General features: G+C 68.9%; 7 protein-coding genes. 3 read left to right on the top strand and 4 right to left on the bottom strand.

Annotation, left to right across the window (positions count from 1 at the left end; genetic code table 11):
- Window positions 1–80: 80 nt before the first annotated feature.
- Window positions 81–6,752, bottom strand: coding sequence for an RHS repeat domain-containing protein (locus tag ACIHCQ_RS20455; RefSeq protein ID WP_399663948.1), 6,672 nt, complete (start codon window positions 6,750–6,752; stop codon window positions 81–83).
- A gap of 384 nt (window positions 6,753–7,136) precedes the next feature.
- Here ACIHCQ_RS20455 and ACIHCQ_RS20450 point away from each other — a divergent pair, with 384 nt between their 5' ends.
- Window positions 7,137–10,637, top strand: a complete 3,501-nt coding sequence (locus ACIHCQ_RS20450) for a DNRLRE domain-containing protein (RefSeq protein ID WP_399663946.1) — start codon at window positions 7,137–7,139, stop codon at window positions 10,635–10,637.
- A 54-nt stretch (window positions 10,638–10,691) separates the two neighbouring features.
- Here the strand turns inward: ACIHCQ_RS20450 and ACIHCQ_RS20445 are convergent, their stop codons facing one another.
- The 3 genes from ACIHCQ_RS20445 to ACIHCQ_RS20435 all read right to left on the bottom strand — a co-directional run bounded on the left by ACIHCQ_RS20445 (window position 10,692) and on the right by ACIHCQ_RS20435 (window position 14,387).
- Window positions 10,692–11,705, bottom strand: coding sequence for a DNA-3-methyladenine glycosylase family protein (locus tag ACIHCQ_RS20445; protein ID WP_399663944.1), 1,014 nt, complete (start codon window positions 11,703–11,705; stop codon window positions 10,692–10,694).
- Between the two features lie 254 nt (window positions 11,706–11,959).
- A complete protein-coding gene (locus ACIHCQ_RS20440; protein WP_399663942.1) occupies window positions 11,960–13,051 on the bottom strand; it encodes a sugar phosphate nucleotidyltransferase in 1,092 nt (363 codons plus the stop codon).
- Window positions 13,052–13,148: 97 nt separating this feature from the next.
- The gene (locus ACIHCQ_RS20435; protein ID WP_399663940.1) at window positions 13,149–14,387 is read right to left on the bottom strand and encodes a peptidoglycan recognition protein; all 1,239 of its coding nucleotides are present in this window, start codon (window positions 14,385–14,387) and stop codon (window positions 13,149–13,151) included.
- A 127-nt stretch (window positions 14,388–14,514) separates the two neighbouring features.
- On the opposite strand from ACIHCQ_RS20435, the gene ACIHCQ_RS20430 reads away from it, so the two are divergent.
- Window positions 14,515–15,267 (top strand): TIGR03089 family protein, encoded by a 753-nt coding sequence (locus ACIHCQ_RS20430; protein WP_399663938.1) that lies wholly within the window; start codon window positions 14,515–14,517, stop codon window positions 15,265–15,267.
- 203 nt (window positions 15,268–15,470) lie between these two features.
- Window positions 15,471–16,778 (top strand): LCP family protein, encoded by a 1,308-nt coding sequence (locus tag ACIHCQ_RS20425; protein WP_399663936.1) that lies wholly within the window; start codon window positions 15,471–15,473, stop codon window positions 16,776–16,778.
- Window positions 16,779–16,811: the final 33 nt, after the last annotated feature.

Below are 16,811 nucleotides of genomic sequence, written 5' to 3'. Positions count from 1 at the left end.
TATTACCCGCCTGCCCCCGGCCACTGAGGGCCAGGGACAGGCGGGTAACCAGATGCTTTCACCTCTCAGGGCCCGGGAAGCTACCAGGCGCCGCCAGGTTCAAACGTGATGCCGTCTTCAAACATGTCGGGCAGGAAGTCATCCTGGCAATCGACACAGACCGGCTTTGGCTTGGTCTTTTTTTCCACTGCCGTACCGGAACCCTGGACAGCGTGGGTGAAGACAATTCTCGAAGCATCCCCGCCGAGCGCCCATACGAGGTTCCCCTCGGCGCAGTAGCCGCAACCGGGAGATTTTCCTCCAGAACCGGCGAGTGCGATATCACCCGTATCGATATTGTACGCACCCGCGAAAGTCCGGTTCTTCACCTTACCGCTTCGAGTCCTCACGGCGAAGTCGTGAACCATCCCCGATGCCTTCTCGAGCTGACCCGAATGCGTCCACCCGGGGGAGGCCTTGTGGATTTCCAGCGGGGGCGCGGGCAACTTCACCGACCCATTACCCCGTCTGCTGGGAACGATGACCGGAAGGCCCTCTCGTGCCGCCCGGACCGAACTACTCGCGGCGCCCTTCGCCGCACCCGACCCCAACTTGTTCGTCGCCTTGGCCACCAAGGCAGGAGCCTTGGCCGCCACTGAGGCCCCCGGCAGGATGGGCATCAGGAACCACACAGTCGCGTACCCGGCGCGGTAGGGAACGCTGTTGACCGGCTTGCCCGCGAGGCCCTTGAGGAACTGAGTCCCGTTGAAGGGACCCGTCCTCCCCTCCCGTTCCGCCTTCATGCGCTCGGCCTTGTCCCGGTCTCCGGTCCACCGGTGCCAGGTCTCGCCCACCTCGGACGACCAGTCGACGCCGGCGTGGTACCCGCCCTTGGCCGCGTCCTTGATCGCCTTCCCGATGTCTCCCCAGGAGAAGAGGCCCGTGGGGTCGCTCCTGGTGATCGGACTGCCGTTGGCGTAGGTGTAGCCGTTCATCTGGAGCGGATCGGTGATGTCGATGACCGGGTCCGCGGAGATGAAGCGTCCCGTCGACTGGTCGTACTCGCGGGCTCCTATGTGAGTGAGGCCGGACGCGTCATCGATGCCGACGCCGAGGTAGGAGCGCTTGTTGGGCCAGGCGGGCTTCGGACCGCGCGTCTCGCCGTAGGGCTTGTGGGCCCGGCGGGTCACCGGCTGGGTCGCCGCCTGCTCGACGGACGTCGTAGCCGTACCGAGGTGGTCGGTGAGCAGGACGGCCAGCTTGTGGCCACTGGCGGCACCGTTGACAGTGGAGCGGACGACTGTGGGGGCACCCGCCTGCGCATAGGTACGAGCCGCCCGGGTGATCGTGCCCGCCGCGGTGGTCAACTCGGTCTCACCGAGGTACAGGACGCTGCCCGCAGGAGAGTTCTCCAGGATGCGGTTGCCATCGGCGTCGTAGACGTACCGCGTCGTGACGCCGTCGTCAGTGATCGATTCGAGCTTGTCCTCCCGGTTCCACTTCAGGTCCTGCGTGGCGCTCGGCAGGTCGCGCAGCGTCGTGTTGCCCGCCGCGTCGTTCTTGTAGGAGCTGCCGCTGCCGGCCGGGGTGGACGAGACATAGGCCAGGGTGTGCGGCTGTGACAGGGAGGACGGACCCGTGCCATTCCCGGTGACCGTGGTGCCGTAGCCGTACGTGAACGTGACGTCCTTCGTGGCATCGGCCGTGTTGTGCTCAACCAGCGACGAGCGGTTGCCGATGACGTCGAACGCGTACGACTGCCAGTACGCGGTGGTCCCTGTGGAAACCGTTCCGGCCGCCGGGGCGGCTGTCGCCAGTGAGTCCGTCACTGCGGCGTCCGGGTTCTCGGCGTTGGCCGCGTCCGCGACCGGGCCGCCGGAACTCATCCCGTCCGTGCGGGGCCCCCAGGTGGCCCCGTTCGCCGCCTTACACCCGGTGCCACCCGTCGTGGGCGTGATGCTGGACGTCCAGGCCTGGACGAGCTCGCCGAGCGCGTCGTAGGTGAAGCACTGGTTGTCCCACGTCGAGGTGGTGGAGTCGGTCAGTTTGCGGGCATTGGAGGTGATGTTGCCCACGAGGTCGTACGAGTAGTAACTGTCGCTGATGCGGTGGGAGTTCGCGGTCTCGCGGTCGGCGACCGTGCGCTGCACCCGGCCCGTGTGCTCATCGATGAAGTTCGTCGTCCACACCCGGTACGGCTGCGGTCCGCTGACGGTGCGCAGCGCCTCGCCGTACGGGGAGTACGTCGCATCGGCGGTGTACCAGGTGTGACCTGACGTCGATTCGATCAGACCATCTCCGTTGTAGCGAGAGATGACCTTCTCCTGGGCCAAGCCGCCCTTGGCCGGCAGAGTCACCGAGAGCGGCTTGCCGGTCGGGGTGTAGGCGTACGCGTAGGCGTAGGTTCCCGAGACTCCTGTGGTCATCGAGTTCACCGGGATGACCTTCTCGCTGCCGGTCGGCCGGTAGCTGGTGTCGTACCCGGTGATCCTGTTGATGTAGTCGCCGCTGGCGTCGTGCCGGATCGAGGCCACCTGCTTGCCCACGGCACCGGGCAGGGTGTCGTACGTGAACTCCTTGACGGGCGCGGCGGTCGTGGAGCCCTCGCGGATGGCAGTGACGCGGCTCAGCGTGTCGTATGCGGTGTGGACCGTGCTCCGGATGCCGGAGACGCTGATCCGGCGGTCGGCGTCGTCGTAGCCGTACGTCTCGTCCCCGGTGTCCGGGTCGGTGGCGGCGGTGACGCGACCCCGCGCGTCGTACGTGTACGTCCAGACATTGTTCGCCGGGTCGGTGACCTTGGTGCGGTTGCCCCGGGCGTCGTAGGTGTAGCGGGTATCGCGCCACTTGCTGCTGGAGTAGTTCGTGTAGTGCTGGACCATGTCGACCCGGCCACGGGCATCGGTCCACGTGTTCGTCGCCGGCGCCGCGCCACCCGCCGGGCGGCTGTACGTGCTCGTGTCCTGGTAGCTCGTCGTCGAGTAGTACGCGGACTCTCCGCCGTGGTAGGTGGTCACGCGGACCGGGCGCTCAAGGCCGTCGTAGCGCGTCCGGGTCAGGCTCGGGACGAGCGAGTCGGACGCCCGCTTGAACTGCGCCGCCTCCGGGGCGCCCTTGGCCAGGTAAGAGTTGGTCTGCTCGCTCACCTCACCGTGGTCGCCATAGCGGGTGTCGGTGATGATCCGACCGGGGCCGTGTGCCTCGCCCTGGGTTTGGACGGGCCGCATCAGACCGTCGTAGATCGTGACCTGCTTGGCGTAGGTGCCGTCGTCCTTGATCTTCTGGACGGTCACCGCGGATGGCTTGGTCGTCGTGGGCGTGACCGCCGCCATCTGGTAGCTGATCTGGACGTCGGGGTTCTGAATGCCCGAGGACCGCGACGGCGACCATCCCTTGATGAGCCGTCCGAACGCGTCGTACTCGTTGCGGACCACTCGGCCGTTGGTGTCCGTGACCGTCAGTTCCGTACCGCGCCCGGGGTCCAACGTGGTGACGTTCGTGTGGCCCTTCGGATTGATGGACTTGACCGAGGTGGTGGGACCACCCGCGTCACCAGGGGTGTACTGGGTCTCCGTGGTCCCGACGAGCGGCTTCGTCACGGTGCGGACGCGGCCCAGCGGGTCGTACGTCGCGCTGGTGACGACGTCATGGGCGGTGCCCGCACCGTTGATCTGGGCGACGGTCGTGGCCAGGCCCTTCACCGGCGCCGCACCCCACGCCTGCCCGTCGTAGGAGACGTGCTCCGCTTCCATCAGCTGGGTGGCGGGGTCGGCGGAGGCATGGTCCGCGCACGAAGTCGACGTCGCCCGTGCGGACTTGGGCAGGCCGATGAGGTGCGCGACCGTGTTCTCCACGTACTCGGTCTTGGCGCAGCTGTAGTCGCTGAGCGTCTCGCCTGTTCCGTTGGGCTTGACCACCGCGCTCTGCACCTGGATGGGCAGCCCGTGGTCGGGGTCGACCTCGGTCTCGGTGCGGACCGCCTGCCACCCGGTGCCGACGGTCTGGATCGCATCGGTGCGCCTGACACCGGTCCGGTGCGCCAGCAGTGGCTCCGGGATGCCCGCTCGCTCGCGCGAGGCGGTCTGTTTGGACCAGGGGAAGTTCAGGGTGCGCTTGAGGATCCGGCCGCCGGTGCCGTCATAGGTGATGGCCTCGGCGGGCAGGCCGGCGTACTGGGGCGCGTCGTCCGCCGCGAGCGTGACTTCGCCCTTGGAGTCCTTGACTGCTCCGCCTGTGCCGCGGAAGTAGCGCACGACGGAGTACGACTGGGTCTGAGGCCGGCCCGTGGCGGGGATGTTCTTGCTGCCCTTGACCGTGGTGACCTGCTGGTAGCCGCGCCACACGCTGTGGGTGCGCAGCTCGGGCTTGGTGAATTCGTCGTCGCTCTTGCCCCAGCCGGCGCCCGCGTAGTCGTACTTGGTGGTGATTCGGTCCGAGACACCGGTGATCTTGTCTGTCTCGGTCACCGTGTGGACGACGTACTTGTTGAACCAGGCGAGGGCCGGCTTCTCCTCCTCGCCGTCCGGAGACCAGCGGACCGGATAGCACGTGCCGTGGTTGTCCGCGGGCGCAACGCTCGGCTGGATCTTGCAGCCGCCCTTGTACGTGACCTCGATGTCGCCGCCGTGCTCGGTGGAGACGGCGCCGATGCGCGGGCGGGTGAAGCCAGGACGCGGATCTGTGCCACTCCTGGGCACCAGGTTGGGGAGATGCTTGTCCTTGAGGTAAGAGCTCAGCGGGTGCTCGGCTCCGGTGCCGACGACATACGGGTGGAAGCTGACACCGGCGGAGGACATCGGCGTGCCGCTGGTCGCACCGGGCGTGAAGCCATGGCGGGTGATGGAGTTCAGCCAGAGACCGGGAGAGGTGTCGTACCAGTCACGCGGGAAGGAGTGGTTGAGCGTGTACGTGTCCACCTTGGCCAGCCCGCTCACGCCGGGGCGATGGGCATAGGTGGTGACACCACCGAGACGCAGCCGGTTCCAGAACGACGGGAACGCAGGGCAGAGCTTGGAATCCGACTTGCAGTTGAGGTTGCCGGGGCTGTCCCACCATGGGCGGTAGGAGGCCGGGTCCTTGGTGAGGTCGAACTTCTCCGAGGAACAGACGGTGTCGTTCTGCACGCAGCGCTGCTTCAGCAGGAAGTCGATCTTCGCGGCGGGCGTGGCACCCAGCGCGCCGACGCGCAGACCGTAGTCGATGGAGTCCGGGAGGCCGCCTCTGATGTACTTCTCGGGCGTCTTGAACTTCTTGTTGACGGCGTAGTGGTTCATCGACTGGACCCAGTTGACGACCATGGCGTTGCCGTGGATGTCGACGACCTTGTCCAGGCCCCAGTGCCAGGCCTGCTGCTTCTGGGTGTCGTTGTTGCAGCGGGACGCGGCGAACGTGGAAGCGTGGCAGGGCTCGCCGGGATGGTTGCCGAAGACGGGGACGGTGAAGACCGAGTTGGTGTCGGCGTGGCCGTCTCCCACTTTGTTCAGACCGTAGAAGTACCGGGTGCCATCGGGGCCGGTGACGATCCAGTGCTCGCCGTCGTTGTCGCCGTTGTCACCGCCGGTCTTCAGCTCGACCCGGGTGCCGTCGTCCTGCTGCGGCTTGTAGACATTCGTCTCACCGACCCGTACGAGTTCAAGGGTCTTGCCGTTGAGGGAGATCACGGCGTTGTACGAGACCCAGCACAGGTCGGAGGTCTTCTCCTTCTTGGCTGTGTTGTTCGGGGTGCCGGCGTCCGTGGCCTTCCGGTCATCGCTGCACGTCCGGTAGCGGCGCTCGATGTGGCCCGGGTCGTAGTCCCAGCCCTCGCCGATCCAGGATGCCTGCGGAGAGGAAACAGACGTTCTGCCGTCGACCGACTGCGAGTTGTAGGCGAAGGAGATGTCCGGCGTGGGGCCGGCCGGCGCCGACGGCACCGCCAGGGGGTACGTCCAGCTGAACGCGCCCGCGGAGTTGCCCGACGCCCAGCTTCCGTTGGAGGTCAGCGGGGTCGCCTTGAACGACCCCCCTTCTCCGGTACCGGAGTCAACCGCGCCGATGACGGCCGTGTCGCCGCCGGCCGCGACCGCGACCGGCTGGACGTAGGCGGCTTGCATCACGCCGGGCGAGGTGGTGGCAGTCCGGGGCGCCACAGCCGGAGTGATCGTGCCGTCGGCGGCGGTATCGACTGTGGCAGTGATCGTCTTGGCGTCGGTGTCGTTGACGGTCTCCAGTTCCTCGTACGCCTGGCACTCCTCGAGATCAGGAGTGGTCCGGTAGCACTCGGGGAACTGCACGAACCGCAGCCGGGAGGCCCAGTCCGCGCCGTAGAGGTTCTGGTACGTCTTGTAGTCGAGCTGGACGGAGACCGGGACCGAGCCGGTGGCGGGGGCCGTCACGGTGACCACCGCACCGTCGATACCGTCGGACTCCGGAGCCGTTCGTGCGGAGACGGCCACCTGCCAGGTGCCTGTCGGCATGGCCGCGCCGGGAGCCTGACCCAGCTTCACGGGGAGGCTGCCGGCGGGTTCGAGCGCGGCGGGCTCGACCGAGGTGGCGGGGGCGGCGAGCGCCGTCTGCTGCACCGATCCACCGAAGGAGACGTCGGCCGCGCCTGCGGCGGGCGGCGTCGCCGTGCCCGCCGGGGCCTCGACCTGGTCCTCCGGAGCCGCTGCCTCGATGCTCTCCAGACCGGCGTTGCGGGTCGCGCCGCTCACGAGTTGCTCGGCGGGGAGGTCCTCCAGGACGAGTTCCTCGCGGGGCACTTCGTCCTTGGCGGGATCCGGCGGCAACGCCATGGCCTGCAGGGGAAGAAGCCCCACGAGGAGTGCGGCACCAATGGCCGGCACCAGGGCAGAACGAAGGCGCCGATGGCGCGCTGACAGCACTGCAGACACGGGTGTGGTCCCCCCGGACGACATGGAGCGGCAATGGGCGAAAAACCGCAGGTGAGGCCAGATCAGGCCGGTGTGATTCTGTGGGGCCACTGTGAAGAAACGCCAGACATGAAGTGATCAAGTGATGATCATCACAGTCAGCAATCAGCCGACCCCTCGTACGTCATGATCTGCTCGCATCCGTCACGCTCGGGCCCGCTCTCCGCACCCCGCGTGACCAGCTGGAGGAGCCCGGCCGACGGTCCGCCGTCAGGCCGGTTTCGAGGGGGAAAGGGAATCTCGCTCATGACGAGCAGATGGCGCCGCATGCCCGGACGCCGGTCAATGTCGGCGGTCGCGGTGGCCGTCGTCGTAGCCTCAGGGCTCACCTACGCCGGGCTGAACGGCCCGGTGGATCAACGGGATCAACGGGGTCAACGGGATTCGGACAAGCCCGCTGAGCTCAGCGCTCCGCTGAGCGAGGCCGACGCCGGTATCAAGGCCACGCGGACCGGCCAGTCGGTGGAGGCCACGGCGATGCGCACCGCGTACTCGACGACCTGGGCACGCCCCGACGGGCTGCTCCAACGGCGTATCCACGCCAGCCCGGTACGAGCGAAGGTCGGCGGCGCATGGAAGGCCATCAACACGGACCTCACCCGGGTCAAGGGTGGCTGGGCGCCGAAGGCGACGAACGCACAGATGGTCTTCTCCGACGGGTCGAAGGCCGGCGCCGAGCGTGCCTCGCGCGGCCAGGTCCGACAGATGTCCCTGCTCAAGGGCGCTGTCGCGACCGGCGACCCGCTGGTGACGCTGACCGTGAACGGCCATGACATCACCCTGACCTGGCCGGGGAGCGTCCCTCAGCCCATCATCGACGGCTCGCGCGCTCTCTACCCGGAGATCCTCCCGGGCGCCGACCTGGTCCTCACCGCCGACGACAGCGGTTTCGCCCAGCTTCTGGTCGTGAAGAACCGTCAGGCGGCAGCTGACCCACGTGTCGCCCGGCTCTCGTACGGACTCTCCTCCCCCGATCTGGTCTTCCAGCTCGACCCGACCACCGGCATCGTCAGCGCCGAGGACATCGGGGGCAAGGACGTGGCGGTCTCCCCCACTCCGCTGATGTGGGACAGCGCGGGCACCCCGACGGACACCGACGGCCAGGGCGGCGGCACGGCGAGCCCGCCCCCCGAGATCATCCCGTCCGACTCCCCGGTTCCCACCTCCGACCCCGAGATCTCCCCCTCGGCTTCGGCCGAGCCCACCGACTCGATGAATGACGGCGACCAGGGCGACACCTTCAACGAGGTGCTGCCGGAGGCGACCGACGAGGCCGCCGACCCCTCCGTGATCACCGAGATCGAGGGGTCGGCTCCCCCCGTACCCGCGGAGCCCTCCCCGGAGCCCACGCAGACCGGCGCCGCGGCCACACTCTCCCTGCCGTCTCTCAATGGGCCGCAGCCCAACTCGCACGGCACGCTCGTCGGGACCGACCTGTCCGGCTCGGACTGGGTTCTCACTCCTGATCAGGATTTCCTGACGGATCCCACGACCGCGTATCCCGTCTTCATCGACCCGTCGGTCAAGAAGCACACCAACGACTGGACGACGGCGTACAGCCGCCATCCCAACGCCAACTTCTACAACGGCAAGGGCTTCAACAAGGGGGGCACCCACGAGGCCCGCGTCGGCTTCGAATCGGACACCTGGGGCACGTCACGGTCGTTCTTCACCATCGACTGGGACCCGGACCTGAAGGGTGCCACGGTGCACAGCGCGAAGCTGCGGGCTCTGGAGACCTACTCGTGGTCGTGCAGCAAGCGCAGCATGACGGTGCACCTTACGGGCGCGATCAGCTCCAAGACCACGTGGAAGAACGCGCCGAAGATGACGACTGCCAACAAGATCGGCGGCGGCAGCTTCGCGCACGGCTGGAAGTCCTCCTCCTGCCCCGACGAGTACGTCGTCTTCGATGTGAAACCCACCGCCAAGAGCGCCGTCGACGGCGGCTGGAAGACGATGACCGTCGGCTTCAGGGCCTCGGACGAGGACTCTCAGTACTCCTGGAAGAAGTTCCGGGCGGACGGCGGCAGCGACCCGTACGTCGACTTGTCGTACAACAGGCCGCCGGCGCCCCCCGGCAGCCTCGACCTCGACCCCAACCTGAGCTGCGACACCACCGCCCCGTACGTGAACGTCGGAGCCTCCTCCATCACCTTCTGGGGCAGCGGCAGCGACAAGGACGGCAACCTCGCCACGCTCCAGTTCGAGCTGTGGCCCACCAGTGGCAGCACCGCCAACCTGCTCGGCACCAAGGGCAAGGTGTCCGTCGGCAGTCAGACCAGCTCGGCCCGCGTCCACACCGATCCGGTGGCAACCGGCAATGTGACCGGCGGACTCAAGCTGGTCAACGGCACCACCTACTCGTGGCGCGCCAAGGCCGTCGACAAGTTCGGCGCGGCCTCCGGGTACTCGCCCGCGAAGACGCCGTGCCGGTTCGTGTTCGACAGTGCGAAGCCGTCGCCGCCGACCGTCACCTCGCCCCACTTCCCGGACGCCGACGCCATGGACAACGGCTTCAACAACGATGCCGAGGACGTGAAGTGGAGCACGATCAAGTTCGGCACCGCGGGCTCCTTCACCTTCAAGGCCGCCCAGACCGATGTGGTGAAGTTCGAGTACGGCTTCAACCAGGCCTCGTACCCCTTCTCGGTACCGCGTACGAACGGGGCTGCCGTCACCACGCTGACCACCGTGGCCAACGCCAAGCCGCCGCTCGCGGGCCCCAATGTGCTGTATGTGCGCGCGGTGGACGACGCGGGCCATGTCTCCCAGCCGCTGAAGTACTTCTTCTACGTCACCCCGCGCGACCAGGCCGACAAGGCCGGGGACTTCACGGGTGACGGGCTGCCCGACCTGATGGTCGTGGACGGAAACGGCAATCTGCGGCAGTACCCCTCCGAGTCGACGACAGACCTGTTGAAGGGCACAGGCGATCTCGACTACTCCATGTCGGGTGCGTACCAGGGCAACCCGGACAAGGATCCGAACGGGGACGACGGCCGCCCGGTCCATGTCGCGGCGGCGTCCGGGTACTGGAAGAACACCCTGATCACCCACCTCGGCGACATCTACGGCGGCGACGGTCTGCAGGACCTGGTCGCTCGCCGGGAGGGCAGGCTCTGGGTCTACCCCGGTGACGGATACGGCGGTGTGAACATCGACAAGCGGCAGCAGATTCTGCTGCCGTCGAACGCGCCCGCTCCGGACTCCATCAGCCAGATCGTCTCCGCCGGAGACGCCACGGGTGACGGCAAGACCGACTTCTTCCTCACGGTCGGCGACGCGATCTGGGTGCTGATCGGCTACAACGGCGCCTCCGTCGAGCAAGCGGTCCAGCTGTCCAGCTCGCCGTGGCTGGACCGTGACATCGTCACCGCCCAGGACATCACCGGGGACGGGGTCACCGACCTCCTCTACCGGACCGATGCGACCGGGCGGCTGCTGCTGCGTACAGGCAAGAAGGCCGCGTCCGGCGGCGTCGATCTCAACTCGCTCGCCGCCGCGGCCAACTCGGCCAAGGGACTGGACGAGGTGTACGGATCATCCGGCTGGGGCACCAGCGGCATCCGGCTGCTCATCGGCACCCCCGACGCCAATGGCGACTTGATCCCGGACATCTGGACGCTGCGGACCGACGGCGCCGTGCGCTTCTACGCGGGCACACGCGGGGAAATGCCGCACAGCGGAGTCGAGGTCATCGACATCAGTGCCGGCGGCTGGCAGAGCAAGCTGGCCATCGGCTGACGTACGTGCGCACGCGTCGGGGGCCCGGTCGGATTCGACCGGGCCCCCGGCGATCTACCAGGCGGCGATGTCCGTGCGCCGCATCTTCGGCTTGCGGCGGGGCGGAGTCCGGCCGCTGAGGAGGATCAGGCGGGCGGCGCGGTGGCGCTGGCCCGCGTAGGGGACGAGGAGTTCGAGCATCGCCGCGTCGTCGGTGGTGCGGTCGCCGACGAGGGCGTAGCCGACGATGCCGGGCAGATGCAGGTCGCCGGTGGTGACGGCGTCGGGGGCGCCGTTGCTGCGCTGGATGGTTTCGGCGGAGGTCCAGGGGCCGATGCCGGGGATCAGCTCCAGTCGCTCCTGGGCCTGTTGGGGCTCCATCGCCGCGGCCTCCTCAAGGCGGCGGGCGACGCGGACGGCGCGCAGGATGGTCGCCGCGCGTTTGTTGTCGACACCCGCGCGGTGCCACTCCCACGAGGGAATCAGCGCCCAGGTGCGGGGGTCGGGTATCACGCTCATCCGGTCGGGGGCGGGGCCGGGGGCGGGCTCGCCGTACTTCCTTACCAGCAGCCGCCAGGCGCGGTACGCCTCGTCCGTGGTGACCTTCTGTTCCAGGATCGAGGGGATCAGGGATTCGAGAACGCGACCGGTGCGGGTGAGACGCAGGCCCGGGGTGCGGCGCTGGGAGGCGGCGATCAGTCGGTGGTGCGGGGTGAAGGCGGCGGGGTCGTCCGCCTCGCCGAGCATCGCCGGGAGCTGCTCCAGGAGCCAGTCGGCGCCGGGGCCCCAGGCTTCGGCCTCGACCTCTCCGGCGACGGGGCCGGGGGCGTGGCCGGGGCCGACACGGAGCGTGCCGGGGCCGGCGGGCGTATGGCTGGTGCGCCAGACGGAGCCGTCCGGGGTCGTACGGAAGGTGGGATCGGCGGGCCCCCGCCGAAGGGGCCCAAGGACCAGCCCGAGATCGAGTGGCCCGGGGGGCGCCCAGCGCCGGGTGCGCGAGCTTGGCGGGTGGGCCTTCTGGTGGGGTACGGCGGTGTGGGGGCCTGATATGGGGGTGCGGGGGTGGCGGGGGGCGAAGCGTCCTGACACGGGGGTGGTCCTTGGGGCTCGGGGTGCGCCCTTTGAGGGTAGGCGGTGTTGTTCCCCCACCCCGCCCCTTCCCGAAACTGGGGGCGGTGCCCCCAGCCCCCTGCCGGGGAGGGAACGTGGTGGCTGACGCCCCACACCTCCGGGCGCGCCGGCTTCGCGGCGCGGACGCGGGGCCTCGGCGGCCTGCCGCAGCAATGTCCCCACGCGCCCGTCCGGCTCCCGGCCCCGAGGGCCCAGTCGGACCCGTATCCGTCCTACTGGTCAGAAGAGAAGCGCACCGACGAGGCCGGGAGCGTCGCACCGCACCACACCCTCGCGCCCTCGCGGAGTTCGTTGTCCTCCCCCACCACCGCGCCGTCGCCGATCACCACGCCCGACAGCACCGTGCGCGCCCCCACCCGCGCCCCCGCGCCGATCAGGGAGGACGAGATCACCGCGCCCGCTTCCACGGTCGCGCCCTCCAGGACCGCGCTGCCGTCGATCCGGGCACCCGCGCCGATCACCGCGCCCTCGCCGATGACCGTGCCGCCCGTCAGTTTCGCGTCGGGGGCCACCGTCGCCGACGCGAGCACCAGGCGGTCGCCGCAGCGGCCCGGGACCGCCGGGGAAGGGGCGCGGCCCAGAACCAGGTCCGCCGAGCCGCGGACGAAGGCCTGCGGGGTGCCCAGGTCCAGCCAGTACGTGGAGTCGACCATGCCCTGCAGATGCGCTCCGGACGACAGCAGGCCCGGGAACGTCTCGCGTTCCACCGAGACCGCGCGGCCCTCCGGGATCAGGTCGATGACCGAGCGGCGGAAGACGTACGCACCCGCGTTGATCTGGTCGGTGACGATCTCCTCCGGCGTCTGCGGCTTCTCCAGGAAGGCCGTCACCCGGCCGTTCGCATCCGTCGGGACCAGGCCGAAGGCCCGCGGGTCCTCGACCCGCGTCAGGTGGAGCGAGACGTCCGCGCCCGACGACCGGTGCGTGGAGACCAGCGCCCCGATGTCGAGGCCCGTCAGAATGTCCCCGTTGAAGATCAGCACCGGGTCCTCGGGGCCCGAGGTCAGCCGGGACGCCACATTGCGGATCGCCCCGCCCGTGCCGAGCGGCTCCTCCTCGGTGACGTACTCCAGGCGCAGGCCGAGCGACGAGCCGTCGCCGAAGTACGGCTCGAACACCTCCGCCAGGTACGACGTCGCCAGCACGACGTGGACGACACCCGCCGCCCGTGCCCGCGCCAGCTGATGCGCGAGGAAGGGGACACCCGCCGCCGGAACCATCGGCTTCGGCGTGTTGACGGTGAGCGGACGCAGCCGCGTGCCTTTGCCGCCGACCAGGAGGATCGCTTCTGGCGCTTCAGTCACCGTGTTGTCTCTGCTTCCTGCTGGGGCGGGCATGACGGACGGGCGTGATCACTCGTTCGAGACCGGCCAGTGTATGCAGTGGGCTGCCGCGATTCCGTCAGCGACGGCCCTGATACGCGGCCGAGGATGTCCTGGCGGTACCGAGTTTGCCGTACAGGCGGCTGCCGGGGCATTCCGTGAGGAATCCGTCCCGGTGCCCGGAGATGGCGTTGAAGCTCACCTTTCTGCCCTTCTTGTACTTGTTGCTGCCCTGCGACGTCAGCACCGACTGGCCGCGCGGATTGACTCCGTACAGTCCGAGCTTCCACGCGGTCAGCCGGGCGACGGCGTTCACCGCCGCCGCCGGCGGAGTGGAGTGACTGTAGGTGCCGAGCACAGCGACGCCCATGCTGTTGGTGTTGAACCCCAGCGTGTGTGCGCCCCGCACCGCCTTGGCCACGCCTCCCGCGCGTCCTTCGTAGATGTTTCCGCACTTGTCGACGGCGAAGTTGTAGCCGATGTCCCGCCATCCGCTGCTCTTTACGTGGTAGCGGTAGATGCTGCGGAGGACTGAGGGCGCCTGCTTGCAGGTGAAGCCGTTGCCGGTGGCACTGTGGTGTACGAAGGCGGCCTTCACCGCCTTCGAGTAGACGAAGCCCTCCTCGCGCAGCGATTCGCTGGCGCCCCAGCCCTTACGGGTGATGATGCGCGGGCGCGGTCCGATGTACGGCCGTGTGTGCGACCGTGCGCCAACGCCCCCGGCCATGCTCCTGGCTTCCGCTGCGGACATGGGCTCCTCGGCCGTGGATTCCTCGACCGTGGACTCCGCCTCCGGATCGTCGCCCGGATCGACGAGTTCCAGGCGCAGCCCCTCGGGGAGCGGCATCGCCTCCGGCCGTACGCGTACCTCCACGCCGTCCGACTCCCCCACCCACAGCGGCGCCGTCGAACCGCGCACCTTCCCCGAGTCGCTCTCCGCCGTACCGGGGTCGGCCGCGTGCTCGTGGTTGTGGGTCTCCACGTCCTGCCAGCCGGACCAGCGGGTGGAGCCCACCGCCCGGACGCGGATCTGGACGGTGCCGTGCAGTTCGGCCTGCACGTCGTCCCAGATGATGCCGACCAGGGAGAACGGTCTGACGTCACGCCGGGTCAGCCCATGAACCGCCCCCGCTCCCGGCCCCAGCGACCGGTTCGAGCCCCCCGCATCAACCGCCGCCAGCGGCAGGGACTGAGTGGAGCCGGGCGGATCCGATGCCCCTGAAGCCGAGGCAACGGCGGCCCCGGAGGGCAGACAGAGGGGCAGTATCAGCGCGGCTGAGCACGCGACGCCGATCGAAGTAGCTAGAAATCCACGCATGGCTTCGATGCTGTGCCGGGTCCACCGCCGCCGCTCCCCGGAAAACCGGCGGCCCGTCCGTCCGACCGGTGGACCCCGTCACCGGTACGGCGGCCCGCCCGCCGCCCCGCCACGTACGCTTGCCCGGATGAACGCCAGCGACCGTACCCCTGCCGACCTGCTGCGATCCGCGCTCGCCACGGACCCGGCGCGCCCCTTGGTCACCTTCTACGACGACGCCACCGGTGAGCGGATCGAATTGTCCGTGACCACCTTCGCCAATTGGGTGGCCAAGACGGCGAACCTGCTCCAGGGCGATCTTGCCGCCGCGCCCGGCGACCGGCTCGCTCTGCTGCTGCCCGCGCACTGGCAGAGCGCGGTCTGGCTGCTCGCCTGCTCCTCGGTGGGCGTGGTCGTGGACATCGGCGGCGATCCGGCGGACGCCGACCTCGTCGTCGCCGGGCCCGGGCACTTCGACGCCGGACTCGCCTGCTCCGGCGAGCGCGTCGCGCTCTCCCTCGCGCCGCTCGGCCGCCGCTTCCCTCAGCCGCCCGCCGGTTACCTGGATTACGCGGTCGAGGTGCCGAGCCAGGGTGACCGTTTCGCCCCGTACGCACCGGTGGATCCCGACGCACCCGCCCTGGCCGTGGACGGCATCGAGTTCACCGGCGCGCAGTTGGTGGAGCGGGCCCGCGCGGACGCGGCCGGATTCGGCCTTGCGCCCGGCTCGCGGCTGCTCTCGGGACGTTCGTACGACTCGTGGGAGGGGCTGTCCGCCGGGCTGTACGCGCCGCTCGCGGCGGGTGGATCCGTGGTGCTCTGTCCGTACCTCGGCGAGCTGTCCCAGGAGGGTCTCGCGAAGCGGGTCGACAGCGAGCGGGTCACCAAAACCGCAGTATGACAAGCCTCTGAGGTCCACTCGTGTGGCGCACACCCGGGCCGAGCCCCCGGGCCTCAGAGTCAACTCCGGTGGATGATCGGCGATGCATGCGCTTCAACACAAAGGCAATCACAACCGAGCACAACCAAGCGCGAGGTTCAGCCGTCTAGTCCTGCGATCGGCGACCCAGCGCGCCGCCGACGCCGTGAAGGATGGACGCAGACGTGACGGACAGTGCTGGCACGCCCACCGAACCGGACGGGCCGGCCGAGAACGAGCCGCCCACCGGAACGCCTGGGCCCGGGGCCGGGACCGCCGAGGCACCGGACGCGAGGGCGAAGGCGGACTCGGAGGCGGTCACCGGCACCGTGGATGGTGACGCCGAGGACAGCGACGCCGAGGACATCGTGCCCAAACACAAGCAGCACTGGGTGCGTTGGACCGCCCTCGCCACCTCCCTCGTCCTCCTCGCCGCCGCCGGCGTCGGCTGGTGGTTCTACCGCAAGCTCGACGCCAACATCACCACCGACACCACCGCCGCCGAGGAACTGGAGACGTACGAGAAGGAGCGCCCGACCCCGCTCGTTCACGACGCGCAGAACATCCTGCTCCTCGGTTCCGACACCCGCACCGGCGAGGGCAACAGCAAGTACGGCCGTGACGACGGCGGCAGCCAGCGCTCGGACACCACCATCCTGCTGCACATCTCCGCGGACCTGCGGAGCGCGACCGCGATGTCCGTCCCGCGCGATCTGATGGTGGACATCCCGAGCTGCCGCAAGCACGACGGCACCCGCTCGCGGAATCAGTTCTCGCAGTTCAACTGGGCGTTCGAGCTCGGCGGCACGGCATGCACCGTCCGTACGGTCGAGCGCCTCACCGGTATCCGCCTCGACCACCACATGGTGGTGGACTTCAGCGGCTTCAAGGACATGGTCGACGCGGTGGACGGGGTCGATGTCTGCCTCACCGAGCCGATCAACGACGCCGACGCCCGCCTGCGGCTCGCGGCGGGCAAGCAGAAGCTCAACGGCGAGGAGGCGCTCGGTTACGTACGCGCCCGCAAGTCCATCGGCGACGGCAGCGACACCGAACGCATGGACCGCCAGCAGCGGTTCCTGGGCGCGCTGGTCAACAAGATGCAGAGCGACGGCGTACTGCTCAATCCGGCCAGGCTCGTCCCGGTGCTGGACGCGGCGACCAAGTCGCTGACCACGGACCCGGGTCTGGACTCGCTCAAGGATCTGTACGATCTGACCCGCGCGCTCCGCAGCATTCCGACGGAAAAGGTGCAGTTTCTGACGGTTCCGCGGCAGCCGTACACGGCGAACCGGAACCGCGACGAACTGGTCCAGCCCGACGCGAGCGACCTCTTCCAGCGGCTGCGCGAGGACAAACCGGTCTCAGTCGTCGCGAAGACGGACCCGGACAAGGAAACCGAAAAAGAATCGGGCGACACCAGCACCGGTGCCAGCCCCACCCCGACCCCGACTTTCACCGGCACAAACGCCGCTGTCGGTATGTGTGAGTAAAACAATGGCCAAGGCAGGGTCGGTAGTCTATGG

It is taken from the genome of Streptomyces sp. NPDC052236, from assembly GCF_044548015.1.
GTDB lineage: Bacteria > Actinomycetota > Actinomycetes > Streptomycetales > Streptomycetaceae > Streptomyces.
Note: the sequence above shows the minus strand (reverse complement) of the source record. Positions and strands in the feature narration are given on the sequence as shown.